General features: G+C 75.2%; 20 protein-coding genes. 15 read left to right on the top strand and 5 right to left on the bottom strand.

Going from position 1 to position 22,184, the window contains the following annotated elements; all coding sequences use genetic code 11:
* Nucleotides 1-215: 215 nt before the first annotated feature.
* From trpS to AB6N23_RS09850, 3 genes are read left to right on the top strand one after another with little or no spacing between them, the layout of a single operon-like run.
* Nucleotides 216-1,277 (top strand): tryptophan--tRNA ligase, encoded by a 1,062-nt coding sequence (trpS, locus tag AB6N23_RS09860; protein ID WP_412865903.1) that lies wholly within the window; start codon nt 216-218, stop codon nt 1,275-1,277.
* Nucleotides 1,274-1,873, top strand: coding sequence for a 2'-5' RNA ligase family protein (locus AB6N23_RS09855; protein WP_412865902.1), 600 nt, complete (start codon nt 1,274-1,276; stop codon nt 1,871-1,873). The genes trpS and AB6N23_RS09855 overlap by 4 nt, the downstream gene beginning before the upstream one ends.
* A gap of 9 nt (nt 1,874-1,882) precedes the next feature.
* A complete protein-coding gene (locus AB6N23_RS09850) occupies nt 1,883-2,962 on the top strand; it encodes a YihY/virulence factor BrkB family protein (RefSeq protein ID WP_412865901.1) in 1,080 nt (359 codons plus the stop codon).
* On the opposite strand, the gene AB6N23_RS09845 is transcribed toward AB6N23_RS09850, so the two are convergent.
* From AB6N23_RS09845 to sdhC, 5 genes are read right to left on the bottom strand one after another with little or no spacing between them, the layout of a single operon-like run.
* Nucleotides 2,884-3,750 (bottom strand): phosphotransferase, encoded by an 867-nt coding sequence (locus tag AB6N23_RS09845; protein ID WP_412865900.1) that lies wholly within the window; start codon nt 3,748-3,750, stop codon nt 2,884-2,886. The two genes, AB6N23_RS09850 and AB6N23_RS09845, sit on opposite strands and share 79 nt — an antisense overlap.
* A gap of 52 nt (nt 3,751-3,802) precedes the next feature.
* Nucleotides 3,803-4,588 (bottom strand): succinate dehydrogenase iron-sulfur subunit, encoded by a 786-nt coding sequence (locus AB6N23_RS09840; protein ID WP_412865899.1) that lies wholly within the window; start codon nt 4,586-4,588, stop codon nt 3,803-3,805.
* Nucleotides 4,588-6,426: a succinate dehydrogenase flavoprotein subunit gene (sdhA, locus tag AB6N23_RS09835; protein WP_412865898.1), complete on the bottom strand. Its 1,839-nt coding sequence runs from the start codon at nt 6,424-6,426 to the stop codon at nt 4,588-4,590. The genes AB6N23_RS09840 and sdhA overlap by 1 nt, the downstream gene beginning before the upstream one ends.
* A 50-nt stretch (nt 6,427-6,476) precedes the next feature.
* Nucleotides 6,477-6,935, bottom strand: coding sequence for a succinate dehydrogenase hydrophobic membrane anchor subunit (locus AB6N23_RS09830; RefSeq protein WP_412865897.1), 459 nt, complete (start codon nt 6,933-6,935; stop codon nt 6,477-6,479).
* A gap of 2 nt (nt 6,936-6,937) precedes the next feature.
* Nucleotides 6,938-7,336 (bottom strand): succinate dehydrogenase, cytochrome b556 subunit, encoded by a 399-nt coding sequence (gene sdhC / locus AB6N23_RS09825; protein WP_412865896.1) that lies wholly within the window; start codon nt 7,334-7,336, stop codon nt 6,938-6,940.
* A 256-nt stretch (nt 7,337-7,592) separates the two neighbouring features.
* Between sdhC and AB6N23_RS09820 the strand changes: the two genes are divergently transcribed.
* The 12 genes from AB6N23_RS09820 to AB6N23_RS09765 all read left to right on the top strand — a co-directional run.
* Entirely contained in the window at nt 7,593-8,714 is a 1,122-nt protein-coding gene (locus AB6N23_RS09820) for a mannose-1-phosphate guanylyltransferase (RefSeq protein ID WP_412865895.1), read from the top strand.
* Between the two features lie 184 nt (nt 8,715-8,898).
* Complete coding sequence (locus AB6N23_RS09815) at nt 8,899-10,131, top strand: amidohydrolase (RefSeq protein ID WP_412865904.1); 1,233 nt, start codon at nt 8,899-8,901, stop codon at nt 10,129-10,131.
* A gap of 302 nt (nt 10,132-10,433) precedes the next feature.
* On the top strand, nt 10,434-11,528 hold the full coding sequence (locus AB6N23_RS09810) for a BMP family lipoprotein (RefSeq protein ID WP_412865894.1): 1,095 nt from the start codon (nt 10,434-10,436) through the stop codon (nt 11,526-11,528).
* Between the two features lie 184 nt (nt 11,529-11,712).
* Nucleotides 11,713-13,317, top strand: a complete 1,605-nt coding sequence (locus AB6N23_RS09805) for an ABC transporter ATP-binding protein (protein ID WP_412865893.1) — start codon at nt 11,713-11,715, stop codon at nt 13,315-13,317.
* The gene (locus AB6N23_RS09800; protein ID WP_412865892.1) at nt 13,314-14,582 is read left to right on the top strand and encodes an ABC transporter permease; all 1,269 of its coding nucleotides are present in this window, start codon (nt 13,314-13,316) and stop codon (nt 14,580-14,582) included. The genes AB6N23_RS09805 and AB6N23_RS09800 overlap by 4 nt, the downstream gene beginning before the upstream one ends.
* A complete protein-coding gene (locus AB6N23_RS09795) occupies nt 14,579-15,868 on the top strand; it encodes an ABC transporter permease (protein ID WP_412865891.1) in 1,290 nt (429 codons plus the stop codon). Before AB6N23_RS09800 ends, AB6N23_RS09795 begins: the two co-directional genes overlap by 4 nt.
* Nucleotides 15,865-16,356, top strand: a complete 492-nt coding sequence (locus tag AB6N23_RS09790; protein ID WP_412865890.1) for a cytidine deaminase — start codon at nt 15,865-15,867, stop codon at nt 16,354-16,356. The genes AB6N23_RS09795 and AB6N23_RS09790 overlap by 4 nt, the downstream gene beginning before the upstream one ends.
* Entirely contained in the window at nt 16,353-17,651 is a 1,299-nt protein-coding gene (locus AB6N23_RS09785; protein ID WP_412865889.1) for a thymidine phosphorylase, read from the top strand. Before AB6N23_RS09790 ends, AB6N23_RS09785 begins: the two co-directional genes overlap by 4 nt.
* An 81-nt stretch (nt 17,652-17,732) precedes the next feature.
* Entirely contained in the window at nt 17,733-17,981 is a 249-nt protein-coding gene (locus AB6N23_RS09780; protein ID WP_412865888.1) for a hypothetical protein, read from the top strand.
* A gap of 22 nt (nt 17,982-18,003) precedes the next feature.
* The gene (locus AB6N23_RS09775) at nt 18,004-19,137 is read left to right on the top strand and encodes an adenosine deaminase (RefSeq protein WP_412865887.1); all 1,134 of its coding nucleotides are present in this window, start codon (nt 18,004-18,006) and stop codon (nt 19,135-19,137) included.
* On the top strand, nt 19,134-19,898 hold the full coding sequence (gene deoC, locus AB6N23_RS09770; RefSeq protein ID WP_412865886.1) for a deoxyribose-phosphate aldolase: 765 nt from the start codon (nt 19,134-19,136) through the stop codon (nt 19,896-19,898). The genes AB6N23_RS09775 and deoC overlap by 4 nt, the downstream gene beginning before the upstream one ends.
* A 239-nt stretch (nt 19,899-20,137) precedes the next feature.
* Nucleotides 20,138-22,184, top strand: a 2,047-nt coding sequence (locus AB6N23_RS09765) for a DUF6055 domain-containing protein (protein WP_412865885.1), incomplete at its 3' end; no start/stop codon positions are given.

The raw sequence follows: 22,184 nt of genomic DNA, 5'->3' as shown, positions 1-22,184 counted from the left end.
CACCGCGACCGCCCGCCCGGCCGCGGCGTGGCCCGGCCCCGCGCCGTTCGACGACGAGGCGACCTGAGCCCGCGTCCGCCCGCACCGCCGCACCGCACGCCCCACCCCACGCCCGCCCCGACGGCCCCGCCGCCGCGGGCACCGCACGACCCGCACGTGTCCGTCCGGCGCGGCCGACCCCGGTCCGCCGCCGCCCCCCGTTCAGGAGGCCTCGCATGACCCAGGTGCTGCCCACGTCGTCGCCGCAGCGCACGACGCCGGCCGCGGGCCGGATCTTCTCCGGCATGCAGCCCACGTCCGACTCGCTGCAGCTGGGCAACTACCTCGGGGCGCTCACGCAGTGGGTCGCGCTCCAGGACACGCACGACGCGATCTACTGCGTCGTCGACCTGCACGCGCTGACCGTGGCCCCGGACCCGGCCGTGCTGCGCGAGCGGACGCGCAGGACCGCGGCGCAGTACCTCGCGGCCGGCGTCGACCCCGCGCGCTCGACGCTGTTCGTGCAGTCGCACGTGCCGGAGCACGCGGAGCTGGCGTGGATCCTGTCGTGCCACACGGGCTTCGGCGAGGCCGGGCGCATGACGCAGTTCAAGGACAAGTCGGCGAAGCAGGGCGCCGAGGGCACCACGGTCGGCCTGTTCACGTACCCGGTCCTGATGGCGGCGGACATCCTCCTGTACGACACGGCGCTCGTGCCGGTCGGCGAGGACCAGCGCCAGCACCTCGAGCTGACGCGTGACCTCGCGCAGCGGCTGAACTCGCGCTTCGGCGCCGGCACGGTCGTGGTGCCCGAGGCGTACATCCCGAAGGCGACGGCGAAGATCTACGACCTGCAGGACCCCACGGCGAAGATGAGCAAGTCGGCCGAGAGCCCCAACGGCCTCATCGAGCTCCTCGACGACCCGAAGGTCGTCGCCAAGCGGATCCGGTCCGCGGTGACGGACGCCGAGCGGGAGATCCGCTACGACCCCGCCGCCAAACCGGGCGTGTCCAACCTGCTGACCATCTTCTCGGCGCTGTCGGGCCGCACGGTCCCGTCGCTCGAGGCCGACTACGCCGGCAAGGGCTACGGGGACCTGAAGAAGGACCTCGCGGAGGTCGTGGTCGAGTTCCTGGCGCCCTTCCAGGAGCGGGTGCGGCACTACCTGTCCGACCCGACGGCGCTGGACGACGTGCTCGCGGACGGGGCCGACCGCGCGCGCTCCCTCGCCGTGCCGACGCTCGAGCGCGTGTACGAGCGGTCGGGCCTGCTGCCGCGGCGGCGGACGCGCCCGTGAGGCTGCCGGAGTGCGGCCCCGGCGAGCGCCTCGTCGGCGTCGCCGTGGCCGTCCCGGAGCCGTACCGGACGGAGCTGCACGAGGCGCGGGCGCGCTCGGGCGACCCGGACGCGGCGCACGTGCACCCGCACGTGACGCTCGTCGGCCCCACGCCCGTGCCGCGCGGGGCACGTGACGACGTGGACGCCCACCTGCGCGCCGTCGCCGACGCGCACGCGCCGTTCGAGGTGCACCTGCGGGGTGCGGCGACGTTCCGGCCGGTGACGCCGGTCGTGTTCGTGCCCCTCCTGCGCGGCGCGGCCGAGTGCACCGCGATCGAGCGCGCGCTGCGCGCGGGGCCGCTCGCGCACGAGCCCCGTTACGCGTTCCACCCGCACGTCACCGTCGCGCACGAGCTGGACGAGGCGGCCCTGGACGCCGCGCAGGCTGCGATGGCCGACTACGAGGCGACGTTCCTGGTCACGCACCTGCACCGGTTCGTGCACGACGGGCGCGCGTGGCAGGAGGAGCGGGCGTACCCCCTGCGCGGGGGTGTGCCGCGCGACGGTGCGCCGCGGCACGGGCGTCCGGATGCCGCGGTGGTGCGGCCGACCTAGATTCGGCCCATGGAGCGCCCCCGCACCCCGGCCGAGCGAACCGTCGTGCGGCCGGCGGCCGGGGCGGGGGGAGCGCACCTGCGCGCCGCGGCCGCCGCGCCGGACCCGGTGGCGCCGCGTCGGTGGGCGCCGGGCGTCGCGGGGCTCGTCGCGCGGGTGCAGGCGCTGCTGTCCTGGTGGAACCACACCCGGGCCGGCCGGGCGAACGCCCAGTTCGGGCGGGCGGGGGGCGGGGTCCTCACGGGCGGCATCGCGTACGCCGCGCTGTTCTCCGTCGTCGCCGGCCTGACGATCGGCTGGACGCTCTTCATGGCGGTCCTGGGCCGCAACCGCGAGCTGCGGGACAGCGTCCTGGAGACCGTGAACGCCTCCTTCCCCGGGCTCGTCGACACCGGCTCCGGCGGTCTGTTCGAGCCCGACGAGATCCGCGTGTCGACCGGCCTGTCCGTCGCGGGCGTCGTGGCGGTCGTCGTGCTCGTCTTCACGGGCATCCGCGCGGTCGCCGCCCTGCGCACGGCGGTGCAGGCGATGTTCGGCCAGCACGCCACGGGGAACGCGGTGCTCGGCAAGCTGCGCGAGCTCGGCGGGTTCGTGGGCATCGGCGTCGCCGTCCTGGCCACCGCGCTGCTGGGGATCGCGGTCACCACCGCGGCGGACTGGCTCATGGGCCTCGTCGGCTGGGACGACCGGTCCGGCCTCGTCGTCCGCGTGCTCGGCATCGCCGTCGCGTTCGTCGTGGACGCCGGGCTCTTCGTCATGATCGTGCGCGTGCTGGCCGGCCAGGCACCGCCGCGGCGGGACCTCCTGGGCGGCGCGGCGATCGCGGCGACGGGGCTCGGCGTCGTCCGCGTGCTCGGCACGTCGGCCGTCTCGGGGTCCGTGCAGGACAACCCGGTCCTCGCCTCGTTCGCGGTGGTCGTCATCCTGCTGCTCTGGGTCAACCTCATCTCGCGGATCGTGCTGCTGGCGGCCGCGTGGACGGCGGACCCGCCGTTCGTGGACCCGGACGCTCAGGACGCGGGGGACGACGCCGCGGCGGCCGCCGCGTCCTCGAGCGCGGCGAGCAGGGCCGGCAGCCGGTCGGCGTAGGCGACGACGGCGGCGCGGGTGCGCGCCGGCTCCCCGACGCGTGCGAGGTTCCGCATGCCGGTGTCCCCGGCGGCCTGCCCCGCGGCGATCCGGTCCGTCGCGGCCGTCATCCGCACGACGACGTGCCGGGCGACGTCCGCGGGAGCCGGCGCGACGACGCCGAGGGACGCTCCCTGAGTCGCGTAGGCGCCGACGAGCAGCCGCAGGCGGCGCGCGCCCTCGGCCGTCCCCGGGTCGGCGTAGAGGGGCACGCCGCTCCACGCGAGCATCGCGAGCTCGTCGAGGGGCACACCCGGTCCGGCGACGTCCCAGTCCACGACGCCCACGACGTCGTCGGCGCCCGGCGCCGCGACGAGCATGTTGTAGAGCGTCGCGTCGTGGTGGCAGATGATCTCGCCGACGTCCAGGTCGCGCTCCTCGAAGCGCCACCGCTGCGCCCCCGGGCGCCAGCCGGCGACCGCGGCGTGGTAGCGCGCGAGCCAGCGCGCCGCCGACGCCAGCCGCCCGTCCGTGACCTCGGCGAGGTCGACGGGGACGCCTGGCAGGTACGTGAGCACCTCGCGGCCGGCGCCGTCGACCCCGAGCGGCTCGGGGACACCGTCGAGCCCCCGGTCCCGCACGTGCCGCAGCAGCGCGTGCACGGCCGGGGTCCACGGACCGGTGGGGCGCCGGACGGTGGCGCCGACGCGCACCGCGCCGCCGACGTTGCCGCCCGGCAGCGGCGTGCCGGCCGCACCCGGGTCCGGCTCGGCCCAGCGCGGGGGAGGGGGGAACGCGTCGGCGGGCACGCGCGATCCTCTCGCGCGTGCCCGCCGACGTGCGAGCGGATACCCGGGCGGGTCAGAAGGCGCGCGTGATCATCGCGCGCTTGACCTCCTGGATCGCCTTGGTGACCTCGATGCCGCGGGGGCAGGCCTCGGTGCAGTTGAAGGTCGTGCGGCAGCGCCACACGCCCTCCTTGTCGTTGAGGATCTCCAGGCGCTGCGTCCCGCCCTCGTCACGGCTGTCGAAGATGAAGCGGTGCGCGTTGACGATGGCGGCGGGGCCGAAGTACTGCCCGTCGGTCCAGAAGACCGGGCAGGACGACGTGCACGCGGCGCACAGGATGCACTTGGTGGTGTCGTCGAAGCGCTCGCGCTGCTTCGGCGACTGCAGGCGCTCCTTGGTCGGCTCCGTGCCCGTCGTGATGAGGAACGGCATGATCTCGCGGTAGGAGGCGAAGAACGGCTCCATGTCGACCACGAGGTCCTTGACCACCGGCAGGCCCTTGATCGGCTCGACGACGATCGGCTTGCTCGGGTCGAGGTCCTTGAGCAGCGTCTTGCACGCGAGCCGGTTGCGGCCGTTGATGCGCATCGCGTCCGAGCCGCAGATGCCGTGGGCGCACGAGCGGCGGAACGTCAGCGAGCCGTCGTGCTCCCACTTGATCTTGTGCAGGGCGTCGAGGACGCGGTCCGTGCCGTGCACGGTCACCGTGAACTCGTCCCAGCGGGGCTCGGCCTGGAAGGGCTCGCCGAACGTCGGGATGTCCTCGTCCGCGGGGAGGAAGCGCCGGATCTTCAGCGTGACCTCGAACGACGGGACGGCACCGACCTCGGGTGCCGGGGCTTCGGCTGTGGCGGTCATCAGTACTTGCGCTCCATGGGCTGGTAGCGGGTCGTCGTGACGGGCTTGGACCCGAGGACGAGCTGGTAGCCGTCGAAGGACTCGGCGTGCGCGAACGTGCCGTCGGCGTCGCCGCCCTCGGCGGACGCGCCGTCCAGGCCCACGGGACGGCGGTACGCCATCGTGTGGCGCATGTACTGCGCGTCGTCGCGGTCGGGGAAGTCCTCGCGGAAGTGGCCGCCGCGCGACTCCTTGCGGTTGAGCGCCCCCACGACGACCGTCTCGGCGATGTCGAGGAGGAACCCGAGCTCGACGGCCTCGAGCAGGTCGGTGTTGAACGTGCGGCTCTTGTCCTGGACGCTCACCGCCGTGTACCGCTTGCGCAGCGTGCGGATGTCGTCGAGCGCCGTCCGCAGCGACTCCTCGGTGCGGAACACCTGCGCGTTCGCGTCCATCGTGTCCTGCAGCGCCCGGCGGATGTCCGCGACGCGCTCGCCGTTCGGCCGCGTGCGGATGGTCTCGAGCTCCGCGGTGACGACGGCAGCCGGGTCCTCGGGGAGCTCGACGAACGACGCCGTGGCGGCGTACGCGGCGGCCGACCGGCCGGACCGCTTGCCGAACACGTTGATGTCGAGCAGCGAGTTGGTGCCGAGACGGTTCGAGCCGTGCACCGAGACGCACGCGACCTCGCCGGCCGCGTACAGGCCCTTGATGACGTCGGTGCTGTTGCGCAGCACCTCGCCCTCGATGTTCGTCGGGATGCCGCCCATCGCGTAGTGCGCGGTCGGGTACACGGGCACGGGCTCGGTGTACGGCTCGATGCCGAGGTAGGTCCGCGCGAACTCCGTGATGTCGGGCAGCTTGGCGTCGATGTGCGCGGGCTCGAGGTGCGTGAGGTCGAGCAGGACGTAGTCCTTGTTCGGCCCGGCGCCGCGGCCCTCGCGCACCTCGTTCGCCATCGAGCGGGCGACGATGTCGCGCGGCGCGAGGTCCTTGATGGTGGGGGCGTACCGCTCCATGAAGCGCTCGCCGTCGGCGTTGCGCAGGATGCCGCCCTCGCCGCGGGCGGCCTCGGAGAGCAGGATGCCCAGGCCCGCGAGGCCCGTCGGGTGGAACTGGAAGAACTCCATGTCCTCCAGCGGGATGCCGCGGCGGTACGCCAGCGCCATGCCGTCGCCCGTCAGCGTGTGCGCGTTCGACGTCGTCTTGTAGATCTTGCCGGCGCCGCCCGTCGCGAGGACGACCGACTTGGCCTGGAAGACGTGGATCTCGCCCGTCGCGAGCTCGTACGCGACGACGCCCGAGACGTGCACCTCCTCGCCCTCGCCGACCGCCGACGACGCGAGGTCGTGGTCCACGAGCAGGTCGAGCACGTAGAACTCGTTGAAGAACTCGACCTCGTTCTTCACGCACTGCTGGTACAGCGTCTGCAGGATCATGTGACCCGTGCGGTCCGCCGCGTAGCAGGACCGGCGCACCGCGGCCTCGCCGTGGTTGCGGGTGTGCCCGCCGAACCGGCGCTGGTCGATGCGGCCCTCGGGCGTGCGGTTGAACGGCAGGCCCATCTTCTCGAGGTCGAGGACCGCGTCGATGGCCTCCTTGGCCATGACCTCGGCGGCGTCCTGGTCGACGAGGTAGTCACCGCCCTTGACGGTGTCGAACGTGTGCCACTCCCAGTTGTCCTCCTCGACGTTGGCGAGGGCGGCGCACATGCCGCCCTGGGCCGCGCCGGTGTGGGACCGGGTGGGGTAGAGCTTGGAGATGACGGCCGTGCGCACGCGGGTCGAGGACTCGAGCGCCGCGCGCATGCCGGCGCCGCCCGCGCCGACGATGACGACGTCGTACTGGTGGGTCTGCATCGAGGTCGATGCCTTCCTGAGTCGAGGTGGCGTCGGTTCCGCTGGGCCGGTCAGGCCGTGCAGAACGACGGCAGCAGGTCCGCCGGGCTGTTCGGGGGGCACGGGTCGAACGTGAAGATGACGAGCGTGCCGAGCACGATCACGATCACGGACGCGAGGTACAGCGCGCTCGTGAGCACGAGCCGCGTCGAGTCCTTCTCGGCGTAGTCGCCGATGATCGTCCGGACGCCGTTCGTGCCGTGCAGCATCGCCAGCCACAGCATGAGCAGGTCCCAGATCTGCCAGAACGGCGACGCCCACTTGCCGGCGACGAAGCCGAAGTCGATGGCGCTGATGCCCTCGCCGGCGACCAGGTTGACGAACAGGTGGCCGAAGATCAGCGCGACCAGCACGACGCCCGACACGCGCATGAACACCCACCAGTAGAGCTCGGTGTTGCCGTGCGTGGTCCGACGCGTCGGGCCGGGGCGCGAGGGCCGCGGGGCCTTGGGGTCCGCGATCGTCGTCATGGTCACTCGCCTCCGAAGACGTGCATGAGGTGGCGCGGGAGGAAGCCGGCCATCGTCACGACGACGAGGCCCATGACCACCCACAGCATGACCCGCTGGTAGCGCGTCCCCTGCCACCAGAAGTCGACGAGGATGATGCGCAGGCCGTTGAAGGCGTGGAAGACGATCGCGAGCACGAGCCCGGCCTCGCCGAGACCCATGATCGGGTTCTTGTACGTGCCGATGACGTCGTTGTACGCCTCGGGGGAGACGCGCACGAGCGACGTGTCGAGCACGTGCACGAGCAGGAAGAAGAAGATCGCGAACCCGGTGATGCGGTGCGCGACCCACGACCACATGCCTTCGCGCCCGCGGTAGAGCGTTCCGGCCGGCCGCGCTGGCGCGGTGGGCGCTGTGGACACGGTGGGTGCCTCCAGGGGCGAGTCGGCGTGGACGGCGATGTCCGGGGTGGTCTCACTGTAGTGACCCGTGCGGGGGAGGACCCCGCCGTCACGGCGGTCCCGACCCCCGCGACAGGGTCTTTGTGACCAAGTCCACACGGTGAGACGGTGGTACGCGCGGGGCGGCTCGTGTGCGTCCGCACCGCGCCGGTCCGCCGGCGGCCGCGCGCGGTGGGACGCCGCCCGCGGGCGGGGTGCGGCTCGCTAGCGTGACGCCATGCAGCCCGACCCCGCGCTCCCGCCGGTCCCCGGCTTCCACGCCGTCGTCCCGGCGGGCGGCGCCGGCACCCGCCTGTGGCCGCTGAGCCGCGCGGGGCGGCCGAAGTTCCTGCTCGACCTCACCGGCGGCGGGCGCACGCTCCTGCAGGCGACGGTGGACCGGCTCCTGCCGCTCACGGGCCCGGGCCACGTGCTCGTCGTGACGGGCGCCCGGCACGCCGCCGCGGTCGCCGAGCAGCTGCCGGGTCTCGGCGCCGACGACGTGCTCGCGGAGCCGAGCCCGCGCGACTCCATGGCGGCCATCGGCCTCGCCGCCGCCGTGCTGCTCGAGCGGCACGGTCCCGACGTCGTCCTCGGCTCGTTCGCCGCCGACCACGTCATCACCGGCACCGACGTCTTCGAGAGCACCGTGCGCGAGGCGGTCGAGGCCGCGCGCGCGGGCTACGTCGTGACGGTCGGCATCGAGGCGACCGAGCCGTCCACCGCGTTCGGCTACGTCCGGGCCGGCGAGCCGCTCGGGGTGGCGGGCGCGCCGAGCGCGCGCCACGTCGTCGGGTTCACGGAGAAGCCCGACGCCGGCACCGCGGCGGAGTACCTCGCGACCGGCGCCTACAGCTGGAACGCGGGGATGTTCGTGGTGCGCGCCGCGGTGCTGCTCGAGCACCTCGCCGCCCAGCTGCCGACGCTGCACGACGGCCTGCGCCGCATCGCGGCCGCGTGGGACGGGCCGGACCGCGCCGCGCGGCTCGCCGACACGTGGCCGGGTCTGACGCGGATCGCCATCGACCACGCCATCGCCGAGCCGGTCGCCGCCGCGGGCGGGGTCGCGGTGGTGCCCGGCGGGTTCGGGTGGGACGACGTCGGGGACTTCGCGTCGCTCGGCGGCCTGCTCGCCGGGGCCGACGGGCCGACGCTCGGCGACGAGGCGGCCGTGCTGCGGCTCGACGCCGCGGGGAGCGTCGTCGTGGCCGACGGGCGGACCGTCAGCGTCGTCGGCGTGCCCGACGCCGTGGTCGTCGACACCCCGGACGCCGTCCTGGTCACCACGCGCGCGCACGCGCAGCAGGTCAAGCAGGCCGTCGACGCGTGGCGGGCGCGCGGCCGCGACGACCTGCTCTGAGCGCGGCGATACAGTCGAGGACGTGCCCCCTCTCCCCTCCGACCGCGCCACCACGTCCGACGTCCCCGCCCCGACGGACCTGAGGCCGCCCGTGCCGCGAGACCTGCCCGAGGGGGGCGACGGGCACGGCCACGGCGGCCAGGGCCACGACGGCGGGGCGCACGTGGTGCCGTCGCTGCGGTCGCTGGCGCCGGAACCCGCCGACGCGGGTGCGCGCGAGCTCGCGGACCTGGTCGCGGGCCTGCGGGACGAGCTCGTCGCGATCCGTCGCGACCTGCACGCGCACCCGGAGCTGGGCCGCACCGAGGAGCGGACGACGCGCGTCGTCGCGGAGCGGCTGCGTGCCGCCGGCCTGCGGCCCCACGTGCTGCCCGGGTCGGGGCTGTGGTGCGACATCGGCCCGACCGTCGGCCCGCGCGGGACGCGTCGCGTGGCGCTGCGCGCCGACCTCGACGGGCTGCCCGTCCCCGACGCGTGCCGGCTGCCGTGGGCGTCGACCGTGCGCGGTGTCGCGCACGCGTGCGGCCACGACGTGCACACGACCGCCGTGCTCGGCGCCGGCCTCGCGCTCGCGCAGGTGGCGGACCGGCTCGAGGCGGGCGTGCGCCTGATCTTCCAGCCGGCCGAGGAGGTGCAGCCCGGCGGGTCGCTCGACGTCATGGCCGCCGGGGGGCTCGACGGCGTGGACCGCATCTTCGCGGTGCACTGCGACCCCAAGCTCGACGTGGGGCTCGTCGGCACGCGCATCGGCCCGATCACGTCGGCGTCGGACGAGGTGACGGTCACGCTGACGGGTCGCGGCGGGCACACCTCGCGCCCGCACCTGACGGGCGACGTGGTCTTCGCGCTCGGGCAGGTCATCACGCAGGTGCCGGCCGTGCTGGGGCGGCGGCTCGACCCGCGCTCGGGGGTCAACCTCACGTGGGGGGCCGTCCGCGCGGGCACCGTGCACAACGCGATCCCCGCGACCGGCACCGTCATGGGCACGCTGCGCTGCCTCGACGTGCGGGCGTGGGAGCACGCGTCGCAGGTGTTCGAGCAGGCCGTGCACGACGCGGTGCGCTCGCTCGGCGTGGAGGTCGAGGTGAAGCACCAGCGGGGCGTCCCCCCGGTGGAGAACCGCGAGGGGTCGACCGGGGTGCTCGAGGCGGCCGCGCGCGACGTGCTCGGGCCGGAGTCGGTGCGGCTCACCGAGCAGTCGCTCGGCGGGGAGGACTTCGCCTGGTACCTGCAGAAGGTCCCCGGCGCGATGGCGCGGCTCGGCACGCGCACGCCCGGCGGGCACACCTACGACATCCACCAGGGCGACCTGCGCGTGGACGAGCGCGCCGTCGAGGCCGGCGCGGTCCTGCTGGCGCGCGCCGCGCAGCTCGCGGGCCGCGCGGCGCCGGACCCGGCGGAGCGCCGCCACGACTGACGCCGCGACGGGTGCCGCGACCGACGCCGTCGCGACAGGTGGGCCGGCGCCGGTCGGACGCCGCCCTGACCGGGGCTTTCGTCCGTCTCGGTGCGCGGACGGCTCGTCCGTGCAGCGGGACCAGGTTGCGATCCGGTCACGGAACCTGCGCGGATACCCCTCGGTAACGTCCGGGTCACCTCCGGGTGCCTAGGGTCCGGGGTGATCATGCCGACGGCGGCGCGCGTCGGCGGGCCCCACGGGCCGCACCGACGCGACGGGTGCCGGGCGGTGCGACGGACGAGAACCTGGAGACAACCTTCGTGAAGACGATCATGCGAGCGGCCGCGCTCGGCGGGGCGGTCGCCCTCGCCCTGGCGGCCTGTGGCAGTGCCCCCGAGGAGACGGAGTCGACGGCGGGCGGCGGCGAGACGGCCGGCGCGTCCGACTTCAAGGCGTGCATGGTGTCGGACCAGGGCGGCTGGGACGACCAGTCGTTCAACCAGTCCGGCTACGAGGGCCTCCAGCGCGCGGCCGACGAGCTCGGCGTCGAGGTCAACGCCGTCGAGTCGACCGCGGACGCCGACTACGGCCCCAACATCGACTCGCTCGTCCAGGACGGCTGCACCTACATCATCGGTGTCGGCTTCCTGCTCGAGCCGGCGATCCAGGAGGCCGCCGAGGCCAACCCGGACATCGAGTTCGGCCTCATCGACTCGGCGTTCTCGGACGACGACTTCAACACGGTCGAGCTCGACAACGCCAAGCCGCTGCTGTTCAACACGGCCGAGGCCGCGTTCCTCGCCGGCTACGTGGCGGGCGCGACGACCGAGACCGGCATCGTCGGCACGTTCGGCGGCCTGCCGATCCCGTCCGTCCAGATCTTCATGGACGGCTTCGTCGACGGCGTCGCGCAGTGGAACGAGGACTCGGGCGAGGACGTCCAGGTCCTCGGCTGGGACAAGGAGGCCCAGGAGGGCCAGTTCTCCGGCGACTTCGAGACGCAGGCCAACGGGCAGAACATCGCCCAGGGCTTCCTCGACCAGGGCGCGGACATCATCATGCCGGTCGCCGGCCCGGTCGGTCAGGGTGCCGCCGCCGCCGTCGAGGGCAAGGAGGGTGCCTCCATCATCTGGGTCGACTCGGACGGCTTCGAGTCCACCGAGTACGGCTCGATCATCCTCACCTCGGTCATGAAGGAGATCGGCCAGGCCGTCTTCGACTCGATCCAGGAGGCCTCGGAGGACGAGTTCACGAACGAGCCGTACGTCGGCACGCTCGAGAACGAGGGCGTCGGCCTGGCGCCGTTCCACGACTTCGAGGACACCGTCCCGCAGGAGGTCAAGGACCGCGTGGCCGAGCTGCAGCTGCAGATCGTCTCGGGCGACCTGACCGTGGAGTCCCCGAACACCCCGTGACGCACCCCCGCGCGTGAGCGCGGGGCACGGGCGACGGCCCGGGTGGACCACCACCCGGGCCGTCGCGTGCGACGGCCCTGCACGACCGGCGGCGTGTACGGTCGAGCGGCAGGGCACCGGCGGCAGACGCCTGACGTGCGACGACGGGCGATCAGGCGACGAGACGAGAACGGAAGCGGGTCGCATGAGGCTCGAGCTGCGCGGCATCACGAAGAGGTTCGGGTCGTTCACGGCGAACGACGCGATCGACCTGGTCGTGGAGCCCGGACAGATCCACGCCCTGCTGGGCGAGAACGGTGCCGGCAAGAGCACCCTGATGAACACCCTGTACGGGCTGTACACCCCGGACGAGGGCGAGATCCTGCTCGACGGCGAGCCGGTCGCGTTCGACGGTCCCGGCGCCGCGATGGCGGCCGGGATCGGCATGGTGCACCAGCACTTCATGCTCGTGCCGGTGTTCACGGTCGCCGAGAACGTGGCGCTCGGGCACGAGCCCACGGCGCGCGGCGGCCTCATCGACGTGGCCCGGGCGCGCCGCCAGGTGTCGGAGGTCGCGGACCGGTTCGGGTTCCACGTCGACCCCGACGCGCGCGTCGAGGAGCTGCCCGTCGGCGTGCAGCAGCGCGTCGAGATCATCAAGGCGCTGTCGCGCGACGCGCGCGTGCTCATCCTCGACGAGCCCACCGCGGTGCTGACGCCGCAGGAGACCGACGAGCTCATCGAGATCATGCGCCAGCTCAGGGCGGCCGGGACCTCGATCCTCTTCATCACGCACAAGCTGCGCGAGGTGCGCGCGGTCGCCGACCGCATCACCGTCATCCGCCGCGGCCGGGTCGTCGGCACGGCCGACCCGTCGGCGTCCGAGACCGAGCTCGCCTCGCTCATGGTCGGGCGCGCGGTGTCCCTCGGCGTCGACAAGGCGCCGGCCACCCCGGGCGACGTGGTGCTGCGCGTGCAGGACCTCACCGTGCTCGACGCGGTCGGCACGCCGGTCGTCGACCAGGCCGACCTCGAGGTCGCGGCCGGCGAGATCCTCGCCGTCGCCGGCGTGCAGGGCAACGGCCAGACCGAGCTGGCCGAGGCGGTGCTCGGCCTGGTGCACCCCACCGCGGGCTCGCTGCACCTCGACGGCACGGACCTGACCGGCCTGTCGGTGCGCGACCGCCTGCGCGCGGGCCTCGGCTTCGTCCCCGAGGACCGCAGCACGGACGGCGTCATCGCCGACTTCTCCATCCAGGAGAACCTCGTCCTCGACCTCGTCGACAGCGCGCCGTACTCGCGGCGCGGCGCGATCGACCGCGGCCTGCTGCGGCGCAACGCCGAGCAGCGCGTCGTCGAGTTCGACGTGCGCACGCCGTCGGTCGACGCGCACGCCGGGACGCTGTCCGGCGGCAACCAGCAGAAGGTCGTCCTCGCGCGCGAGATGTCGCGCCCGCTGCGCCTGCTCGTCGCCTCGCAGCCGACGCGCGGCCTCGACGTCGGGTCGATCGAGTTCGTGCACAAGCGGATCGTGCAGGAGCGGGACAACGGCACGGCCGTCGTCATCGTCTCGACCGAGCTCGACGAGGTCGTGGCGCTCGCCGACCGCATCGCCGTCATGTACCGCGGCCGCGTCGTGGGGATCGTCCCCGGGGACACGGACCGCGACGTGCTCGGCCTCATGATGGCGGGCGTCCCGCTCGAGGAGGCGGTCGCGCAGGCCGCCGCCCACCACACCACGCTCGGCGCGGCGGACGCCGGGGACCACCGGGCGGCGCACGCCCCGCAGGAGCAGGAGGAGGGCCGATGAGCCAGCCCGGCACGACGCCCCCGGCGCAGCCGCCCGTCGACGAGGTGCCCGCGGGCGCCCCGGGCGCCGACCGGCCGCAGGACCGGCGCCCCACGGGCGACGGCGTGCTGCGCGAGATGCTCTCGTCGTCGTGGCTGATGACGGTGTGCGCGATCGTCCTCGCGCTGCTCATCGGCGCGGTGCTCATCGCCGCCGCGGACCCCGACGTGCAGCGCACGGCCGGCTACCTGTTCGCGCGGCCGTCGGACTTCTTCACGGCGCTGTGGCAGACGGTGTCCGGTGCGTACGCGTCGCTGTTCCAGGGCGCGGTGTTCGACTGGGCCGCGACGAGCCCGCAGCGCGCGATCCGCCCGCTGACGGAGACGCTGACGATCTCGGTGCCGCTGATCCTCGCGGGCCTCGGCGTCGGCATCGGCTTCCGCGCCGGCCTGTTCAACATCGGCGCGCAGGGGCAGATCACGCTCGGCGCGATCCTCGCGTCGTGGATCGGCTTCACGTGGGACCTGCCCGCGGGCGTGCACCTGCTGCTCGCGATGGTCGGCGCCGCGATCGGCGGTGCGGTGTGGGCGTCGATCGCCGGCGTGCTCAAGGCCCGCACGGGCGCGCACGAGGTGATCGTCACGATCATGCTCAACAACATCGCCGTGTTCCTCGTGCTGTACCTGCTCACCACGAGCGTGTTCCGCTCCGCGACGCCCCAGGTGGGCCGCCCGGTCGCGGAGACGGCGATGCTGCCGGGGCTGCTCGGCGACGCGTTCCGCCTGCACCTCGGCTTCCCGCTCGCGCTGCTCGCGGCCGTCGGCGTCTGGTGGCTCATGGAGCGCTCGACCCTCGGGTTCCGGTTCCGCGCCGTCGGGTCGAACCCGCACGCGGCGCGCACCGCCGGCATCTCGGTGCCGTGGGTGACCGTGCTCGTGATGGCCGTCGCGGGTGCCCTCGCCGGCCTCGCGGGCGGCGCGCAGCTGCTCGGCACCGAGCGCAACCTCACCGGCGCCATCGCCGGCAGCATCGGCTTCGACGCCCTCACCGTGGCGTTGCTCGGCCGCTCCAAGCCGCTCGGCACGGTCCTCGCCGGCCTGCTGTTCGGCGCGTTCGCCGCCGGCGGCCGCCTCATGCAGACCCGGACCGGCACGCCGATCGACATCGTGCTCGTCCTGCAGTCGCTCATCGTCCTGTTCATCGCGGCGCCGCCGCTGGTCCGTGCGGTCTTCCGGCTGCCCGCGCCCGGTACCCGCCGCCGCTCCACCGTGGAGGCCGCAGCATGAGCCTGGCCACCCCTGCCACGGCCGCCGCGCCCGCGCCGGACGCCGCCGTGACCGCCCGCCCGAGCTACCGCGCGCCGATCGCGTACGCGGTGGTCGCGCTCGTGGCCCTGCTCGCGATGCCGCTGCGCACGCCGGAGGGCGACACGCGGTTCCGCCTGTCCACGGACACCGACTTCGCGCAGATCCCGACGTTCGCCGTGCCCGCCGGGCCGGTCGTGTGGGTGCTGGTGCTGCTCGCGGTCGCGCTCGCCGCGCTCGCGTTCGTGCGCACGCGCGCCGGCCGCCGCACCGGCCTGTGGCTGCCGGTCGTGTTCGGCGTCGCGCTGCTGCTGGCGTTCCTCACGTTCGCGGGCGCCGGCCGCGCGGCCGTCATCCCGCTGACGTCGGTCGCGACCGGCACGCTGTTCCTCGCGACGCCGCTCATCTTCGGCGCGCTCTCGGGCGTCGTGTGCGAGCGCGTCGGCATCGTCAACATCGCGATCGAGGGCCAGCTCCTCGCGGGCGCGTTCATCGCCGCCGTCGTGGGCTCGCTGACCGCGTCGGCGTACATGGGCCTCGTCGCGGCGCCCGTCGCCGGCGCGCTCGTCGGCCTGCTGCTCGTGTTCTTCGCGGTGCGCTACCAGGTCAACCAGATCATCGTCGGCGTCGTGCTCAACGTGCTGGTCGTCGGCTTGACGAGCTTCCTGTTCTCGACGGTGCTCTCCGAGGACCCGGGCACGTGGAACCAGCGCCAGGCCCTGCCCGTGCTGCCGATCCCGGTGCTGTCGCAGATCCCCGTGATCGGGCCGATCCTGTTCCGCCAGACCCTCCTCGTCTACCTGATGTACGTGATCGTCATCGCGCTGCAGGTCTACCTGTTCCGCAGCCGGTGGGGCCTGCGCCTGCGCGCGGTCGGCGAGCACCCGAAGGCCGCGGACACCGTCGGCATCGACGTCAACCGCACGCGCGTGCGCAACACGCTGCTCGGGTCGGCGGTCGCGGGCCTCGGCGGCGCGTTCTTCACGGTCGCGTCGGGCCTGGCGTTCGGCAAGGAGATGACGGGCGGGCGCGGCTTCATCGCGCTGGCCGCGATGATCCTCGGCCGGTGGAGCCCCAAGGGCGCCGTCGCCGCCGCGCTCCTGTTCGGCTTCGCCGACAACCTGCGCACCGTGCTCGGCACCATCGGCAGCTCCGTCCCGCCGCAGCTGCTGCTCATGACGCCGTACATCGTCACGATCCTCGCGGTCGCCGGGTTCGCCGGCCGGGTGCGCGCACCCGCCGCCGAGGGCATCCCGTACGTCAAGTGAGCACGCAGGAGGAGGGCACCGTGGTGAGCACCGGCGACGTCGACTGGGACGCGCTGCGCGAGGCCGCGCGCGGCATGCTGGAGCGGGCGTACGTGCCGTACTCGCGGTTCCCCGTGGGTGTCGCGGCGCTCGTCGACGACGGCCGCGTCGTGACGGGCTGCAACGTCGAGAACGCGTCGTACGGCGTCACGCTGTGCGCCGAGTGCAGCCTGGTCTCGATGCTGCACGTCACCGGCGGCGGCCGGCTCGTCGCGTTCACGTGCGTCGACGGGCACGGCACCGTGCTCGCGCCGTGCGGACGCTGCCGGCAGCTGCTGTTCGAGCACGGCGGGCCGGACCTGCTCGTCGAGACCGTCCGGGGCGTGCGCCCCATGAGCGAGGTGCTGCCGGACGCGTTCGGCCCCGTCGACCTGGTCGAGCGGGCGGCGGACGGCACCGGGGCGGGGTCCGCTGCGGCGGGCACCGCGGGGGAGGAGCAGGACGCATGAACGAGCCGTTCGACGCCGTCGACGTCATCGTCACCAAGCGGGACGGGGGCCGGCTGAGCGACGCCCAGGTCGACTGGGTGCTCGACGCGTACACGCGCGGCGTGGTCGCCGACGAGCAGATGTCCGCGCTCGCGATGGCGGTCCTGCTCAACGGCATGGACCGCGCCGAGATCGCCAGGTGGACCGCCGCGATGATCGCGAGCGGCGAGCGCATGGACTTCTCGGGCCTGTCGCGCCCGACCGCCGACAAGCACTCGACGGGGGGCGTGGGGGACAAGATCACGCTGCCGCTCGCGCCGCTCGTCGCGGTGTTCGGCGTCGCGGTCCCGCAGCTGTCCGGGCGCGGCCTCGGCCACACGGGCGGCACGCTGGACAAGCTCGAGTCGATCCCCGGCTGGCGCGCGGCGCTGTCGAACGACGAGATGATGCGCCAGCTCGAGGACGTCGGCGCCGTCATCTGCGCGGCCGGCTCGGGCCTCGCGCCGGCCGACCGCAAGCTGTACGCGCTGCGCGACGTCACCGGCACGGTCGAGGCGATCCCGCTCATCGCGAGCTCCATCATGAGCAAGAAGATCGCCGAGGGCACCGGCTCGCTCGTCCTCGACGTCAAGGTCGGCTCGGGCGCGTTCATGAAGGACGCCGAGCGGGCCGGCGAGCTCGCGCGCACGATGGTCGAGCTCGGCACGGACGCGGGCGTGCGCACGGTCGCGCTGCTCACCGACATGTCGGTGCCGCTCGGGCTGACGGCGGGCAACGCGCTCGAGGTCCGCGAGTCGGTCGAGGTGCTCGCGGGCGGCGGGCCCGCCGACGTCGTCGAGCTCACGGTCGCGCTCGCGCGCGAGATGCTCGACGCCGCCGGGCGTCCCGACGCCGACCCCGCGGCCGCGCTGGCCGACGGCCGGGCCATGGACGTCTGGCGGCGCATGATCGCCGCGCAGGGCGGCGACCCGGACGCGACGCTCCCGGTGGCACGCGAGCGCGAGCAGGTCGTCGCGGAGACGGACGGCGTGCTGACCACGCTGGACGCGTACGCGGTGGGCGTCGCGGCGTGGCGCCTCGGCGCCGGCCGCGCGCGCAAGGAGGACCCCGTGCAGGCCGGTGCGGGCGTCGAGCTGCACGCGCGCCCCGGGGACCGCGTGCGCGCGGGCCAGCCGCTCCTGACGCTGCACACCGACACCCCGGAGCGGTTCGGCCGCGCGCGCGACGCGCTCGCCGGCGGTGTGGTCGTGTCGCCGGACGCCGCGGCCGCCGCCGCGCCGCGACCGCTCGTGCTCGACCGGGTCGCCGCGGGCTGAGCGCACGCCCCGGCCGGTCGCGGCCGGCCGGGGCGCCCTGCACGATGGGGACGTCCGACCCGCCGACCCCGAGGAGGAGCGATGAGCACGGTGCCCGGTGACGACGCGTGGCGCGACGCGGGGCTGGTCCCCGCCGACCCCGACGTGCCCGCACGCCTGACGGACCCCGCCACCACGTCCGGCGAGGACGCGCTGACGGACCGCCCCGACCCCGAGGAGTACACGCCGGGCTTCCCGCGCGCGGACCTGGCGGACGCGGCGGACGAGGCCGACGTGGTCGAGCAGGCCGCGGAGGTCCCGGTCGACGACGACGAGGTCCCGGGGGCGTGAGCCGTCCCGCTACGGTGGTGGGATGACCGCGCACCCCCCGGCGCCGGGCACGCCCGGCGCCGACGTCGGCGCGGACGTCCGCGCCCTGCCCAAGGTCCTGCTGCACGACCACCTCGACGGCGGCGTGCGCCCCGCGACCGTCGTCGAGCTGGCCGCGCAGTCCGGGCACGCGCTGCCGACGACCGACCCGGAGGCCCTCGGCCGCTGGTTCGTCGAGTCGGCGTCGTCCGGCTCGCTGGAGCGCTACCTCGAGACGTTCGAGCACACCGTGGGCGTGCTGCAGACGGCCGACGCGCTGCACCGCGTCGCGCGCGAGGCGGTGCTCGACCTCGCCGCCGACGGCGTCGTGCACGCCGAGGAGCGGTACGCCCCCGAGCAGCACCAGCGGGCGGGCCTGTCGCTGCAGCAGGTCGTCGACGCCGTGCGCGCCGGGATCGAGGACGGCACGGCCGAGGCGCGGGCCGCCGGGCACGACATCCGCGTGACCCAGGTCCTGTCCGCGATGCGGCAGGCGGACCGCGCCGACGAGGTCGCCGCGCTCGCGCTGGCGAACCGCGACGCGGGCGTCGTCGCCTTCGACATCGCGGGGCCCGAGGAGGGGTTCCTCCCCTCCCGGCACGCGTCGGCGTTCCGCACGCTGCGCGACGCGAGCTTCCCCGTCACCGTGCACGCCGGCGAGGCCGCCGGCCTCGACTCCGTCGCCGACGCGCTGCACGCGGCCGGCGCGCTGCGGCTGGGCCACGGCGTGCGCATCGCCGACGACGTGCGCGTCGGGCCCGACGGCGAGGCGCACCTGGGCCTGCTCGCCCACTGGGTGCGCGACCGTCGCGTGCCGCTCGAGATCTGCCCGTCGTCCAACGTGCAGACCGGTGCGGCGCCCTCCGTGGCCCACCACCCCGCGACCGCGCTGCTGCGCCTCGGCTTCGAGGTCACCGTCAGCACCGACAACCGCCTGCAGTCCGGCACGACCCTGTCGCGCGAGCTCGAGCTGCTCGTGCGCGAGGCCGGCTGGACGCCCGACGACCTCGTCGCCGTCACGGTCACCGCCGCGCGGCACGCGTTCCTGCACGAGGACGAGCGCCGCGCGCTCGTCGACCGCATCACCCGCCCGGCTGCGACGCCGGGCACGGCACGGCCCGGGAGGCACCGCGCATGACCACCGACCCCAGCACGCCCGAGAACGGCACCGGAAGCGGGACCGGGAACGGCACCGGCGACAGCACCGGCACGGCGCTCGACGCCGTCGCGCTCGCCCGGTACGTCGACCACACGCTGCTCAAGCCGGAGGCCACCCGCGCCGACGTCGAGGCGCTCGTCGCGGAGGGCATCCGGCTCGGCGTGTACGCCGTGTGCGTGTCGCCGTCGTTCCTGCCCCTGGAGGTCCCCGTCGGCCTCGACGGCGAGCCGGACCTGCTCGTGGCGACGGTGTGCGGGTTCCCGTCCGGCAAGCACCACAGCGACGTCAAGGCCGCGGAGGCGGCGCGTGCCGTGCGCGACGGCGCCGCGGAGGTCGACATGGTCATCGACGTGGGCGCCGCGAAGGCCGGCCGGTTCGCGGACGTCGCGGCGGACATCGCCGCCGTGCGGGCCGCCGCGCCCGCGCCCACCGTCCTCAAGGTCATCATCGAGTCCGCCGCGCTGAGCGACGACGAGATCGTCGCGGTGTGCGAGGCGGCCGAGGCGTCGGGCGCCGACTACGTGAAGACGTCGACGGGCTTCCACCCGGCGGGCGGGGCGAGCGTGCACGCCGTGCGGCTGATGGCCCGGACGGTCGGCGGCCGGCTCGGCGTCAAGGCGTCGGGCGGCGTGCGCACCGCGCAGGACGCCGTCGCGATGATCGAGGCCGGCGCCACGCGGCTCGGACTGTCCGGCACGGCGGCCGTGCTCGGCGGGCTCACGGCGGACGCCGGGTACTGAGGTCCGGCGCACCGCGGCGCCACGGCGCGGCGCCCGCACGTGAGAGCCCCGTGAGAATCGGCACCCCGACCGGGTGAAACCACCCCGGGCCGGACGTTCCGGGCGTTGACTCGGGTGTCCGCACGCGACGATGGTGGACACCTGTCCGACCCGCCGCGGCGGGCGGACGACGACAGGCACGGCAGGGCACGGTCCACGGACCTCGGCGTGCGCACCCGGCGGGAGGAGACGCACGCGCGATGGGGAGGTTCCGACGCGGCACGCTCGTCGTGGCGCTCCTCGTGCCGTTCGTCCTCGGCGCCGTGCTCGCGACCGCCCTCGGCAGCACGTCCGGGGGGCCGCGCGACCTCGTCGTGCCGGACGCCTGGCGGACCGCCTGGGAGACCGCCCACGTGCGGCAGGGCGAGCACGTCGCCCTCGCCTGGGGCGAGCGGGCCGGCACCGACCCGCGGGTGGCCGACGCCGACCTCGCGTTCGACCCGGGCGCCGTGCTCGCGCGGCTCGAGCGCCTGCACGCCGTGCACGTGAACGACCTCGGCCTCGGGGCGCGCGACGGCCCCCTCGCCGAGCGGAAGCTGCTCGTGGTCGTCGCCGGGACGTGGCCGGACGGGACGTGGCCGGACGGGTCGGGGCCGGACGGGACGGGCGCGGGGGACGCCGGCCGCGGCGACGTGGGGCCGGGAGCAGGAGCCGGTGAGGGGACCATCGCGGACGTCGTCGACGGCGTGGGCGTGCTGCGGGTGACGCCCGCGGTGCTGGCCGCCGCCGACGACGCGTCCGCCGACGAGGTGTCCCCGCCGCCGCCCGAGGGGCCGCCCGCCGGCTCGGTGGGCGCACCGGACGGACGTGCCGTCGCGGCCGCGCCCGGGACGTCGTGGGAGCTCGCGCGGGGGTTCGCCGAGCTCGCGCTGCGCGTGACCGCCGCCGCGGGCGGCGGGGGAGGTCCGGTCGAGCCGCCGACGACCGCGTTCCGGTCGGCGAGCGCCGCGTACCTGGCCACGCTCACGGTGCCGGGCGCGCACGCCGACGTGTCCGAGCTCGTGCGCGCGCCGCACCTCGCGTGGGGCAGCGCACGGCACGGCGCGGCGGGCTGGCTGCTGCTGGACTCCCTCGTCGCGCGCGCCGACCCGGGCCTCGTCGCCGACCTCTGGGCCGGCGTGCGGGACGGCGAGACGGTGCTCGGCGCGTACGCCCGGCTGACGTCCGCCGACCCGGGCGTCCTCAACCGCCGGGTCGCGCAGTACGCGATGCGCGCCGCGGCGGGCGACGCCGCCGGCCGGGCGGGCGTGGGGCTGCTGGACGACGTCGACCCCGTGCTCGTCGCGGACCGCACGACCCCGACGGAGCCCGTGCCGGGCGACCCGGCGCACCACCGCGTGACGGGCGCCTTCGCCCCCGGCGCGTACGGGTTCACGGTGGTGCGGCTGGTGCCCGACGGGTCGGGCGGCGACGTGCGCGTGCGGGTGCGCGGCCACGCGGAGGCCTTCGCGCCCGGCGCGGCCGGCTGGAGCGTGGGCATGGTCGCCGTCGGTGCCGAGGGCGTCCGCTACGGGCCCGTGACCGAGACCGTCGACGGCGAGGTCACCCTGACGCCGCGCGCCGGCGACGAGGCCGTGCTGCTGGTCGTCACGGCGACGCCGGGCGCGGCGCTCGCCGGCGCCGGTCACACGGGCACGGCGGCCGCCGACGCGGCCACGACGCGCTACCCGTACGAGTTCCGGGTCGAGGGGGCCACGGTCGCCGACCCGACGGCCGCGCCCGCGCCCCCGGGCGGCCACCGGCACGCGAACGGCGGCGGCTGGGTCGACGACCGCGCGAGCGTCGACGCGACCGTGTTCGTGGGGCCGCACGCGGTCGTGCGGGGTGCGGCCCAGGTGCACGGCGAGGCCCGGCTCGAGGGGCGCGCGTGGGTGGACGAGGGTGCGGTGGTGGAGGGCCGCGCGGTCGTGCGCGACGCGGCCGTCGTGCGTGGCGGCGCCCGCCTGTCCGGCTCGGTCGTCGTCGGGGGCGACGTGGTCGTGTCGCGCGCCTGCGCGGCCGGGGAGCACACCGCCTACCGGCCGGACGGGACGTGCGACGGGACGGCCGCGGACGCGACCCCGCCCGTCACGCCGTTCACCGCCCAGGACCTCGCGCTGACGCCCGCGCCCGCCGACGCGGCCGCGACGGCGCCGCCGGACCCGGCCACGGCCGCCCCTGCGCCCGGTGGCGGCACGAGCCCGGGCACGCCGTCCTCGACGCCGCCGGCCGCGGGGGGGCGGCGGCGGCGCGCCCCCCCCCCCCCCC

Origin of the sequence: Cellulomonas pasadenensis (assembly GCF_047229365.1) — a bacterium.
In the GTDB taxonomy this organism is placed as follows: Bacteria; Actinomycetota; Actinomycetes; order Actinomycetales; family Cellulomonadaceae; genus Cellulomonas.
This window is presented reverse-complemented; position numbering and strand designations above follow the sequence as displayed.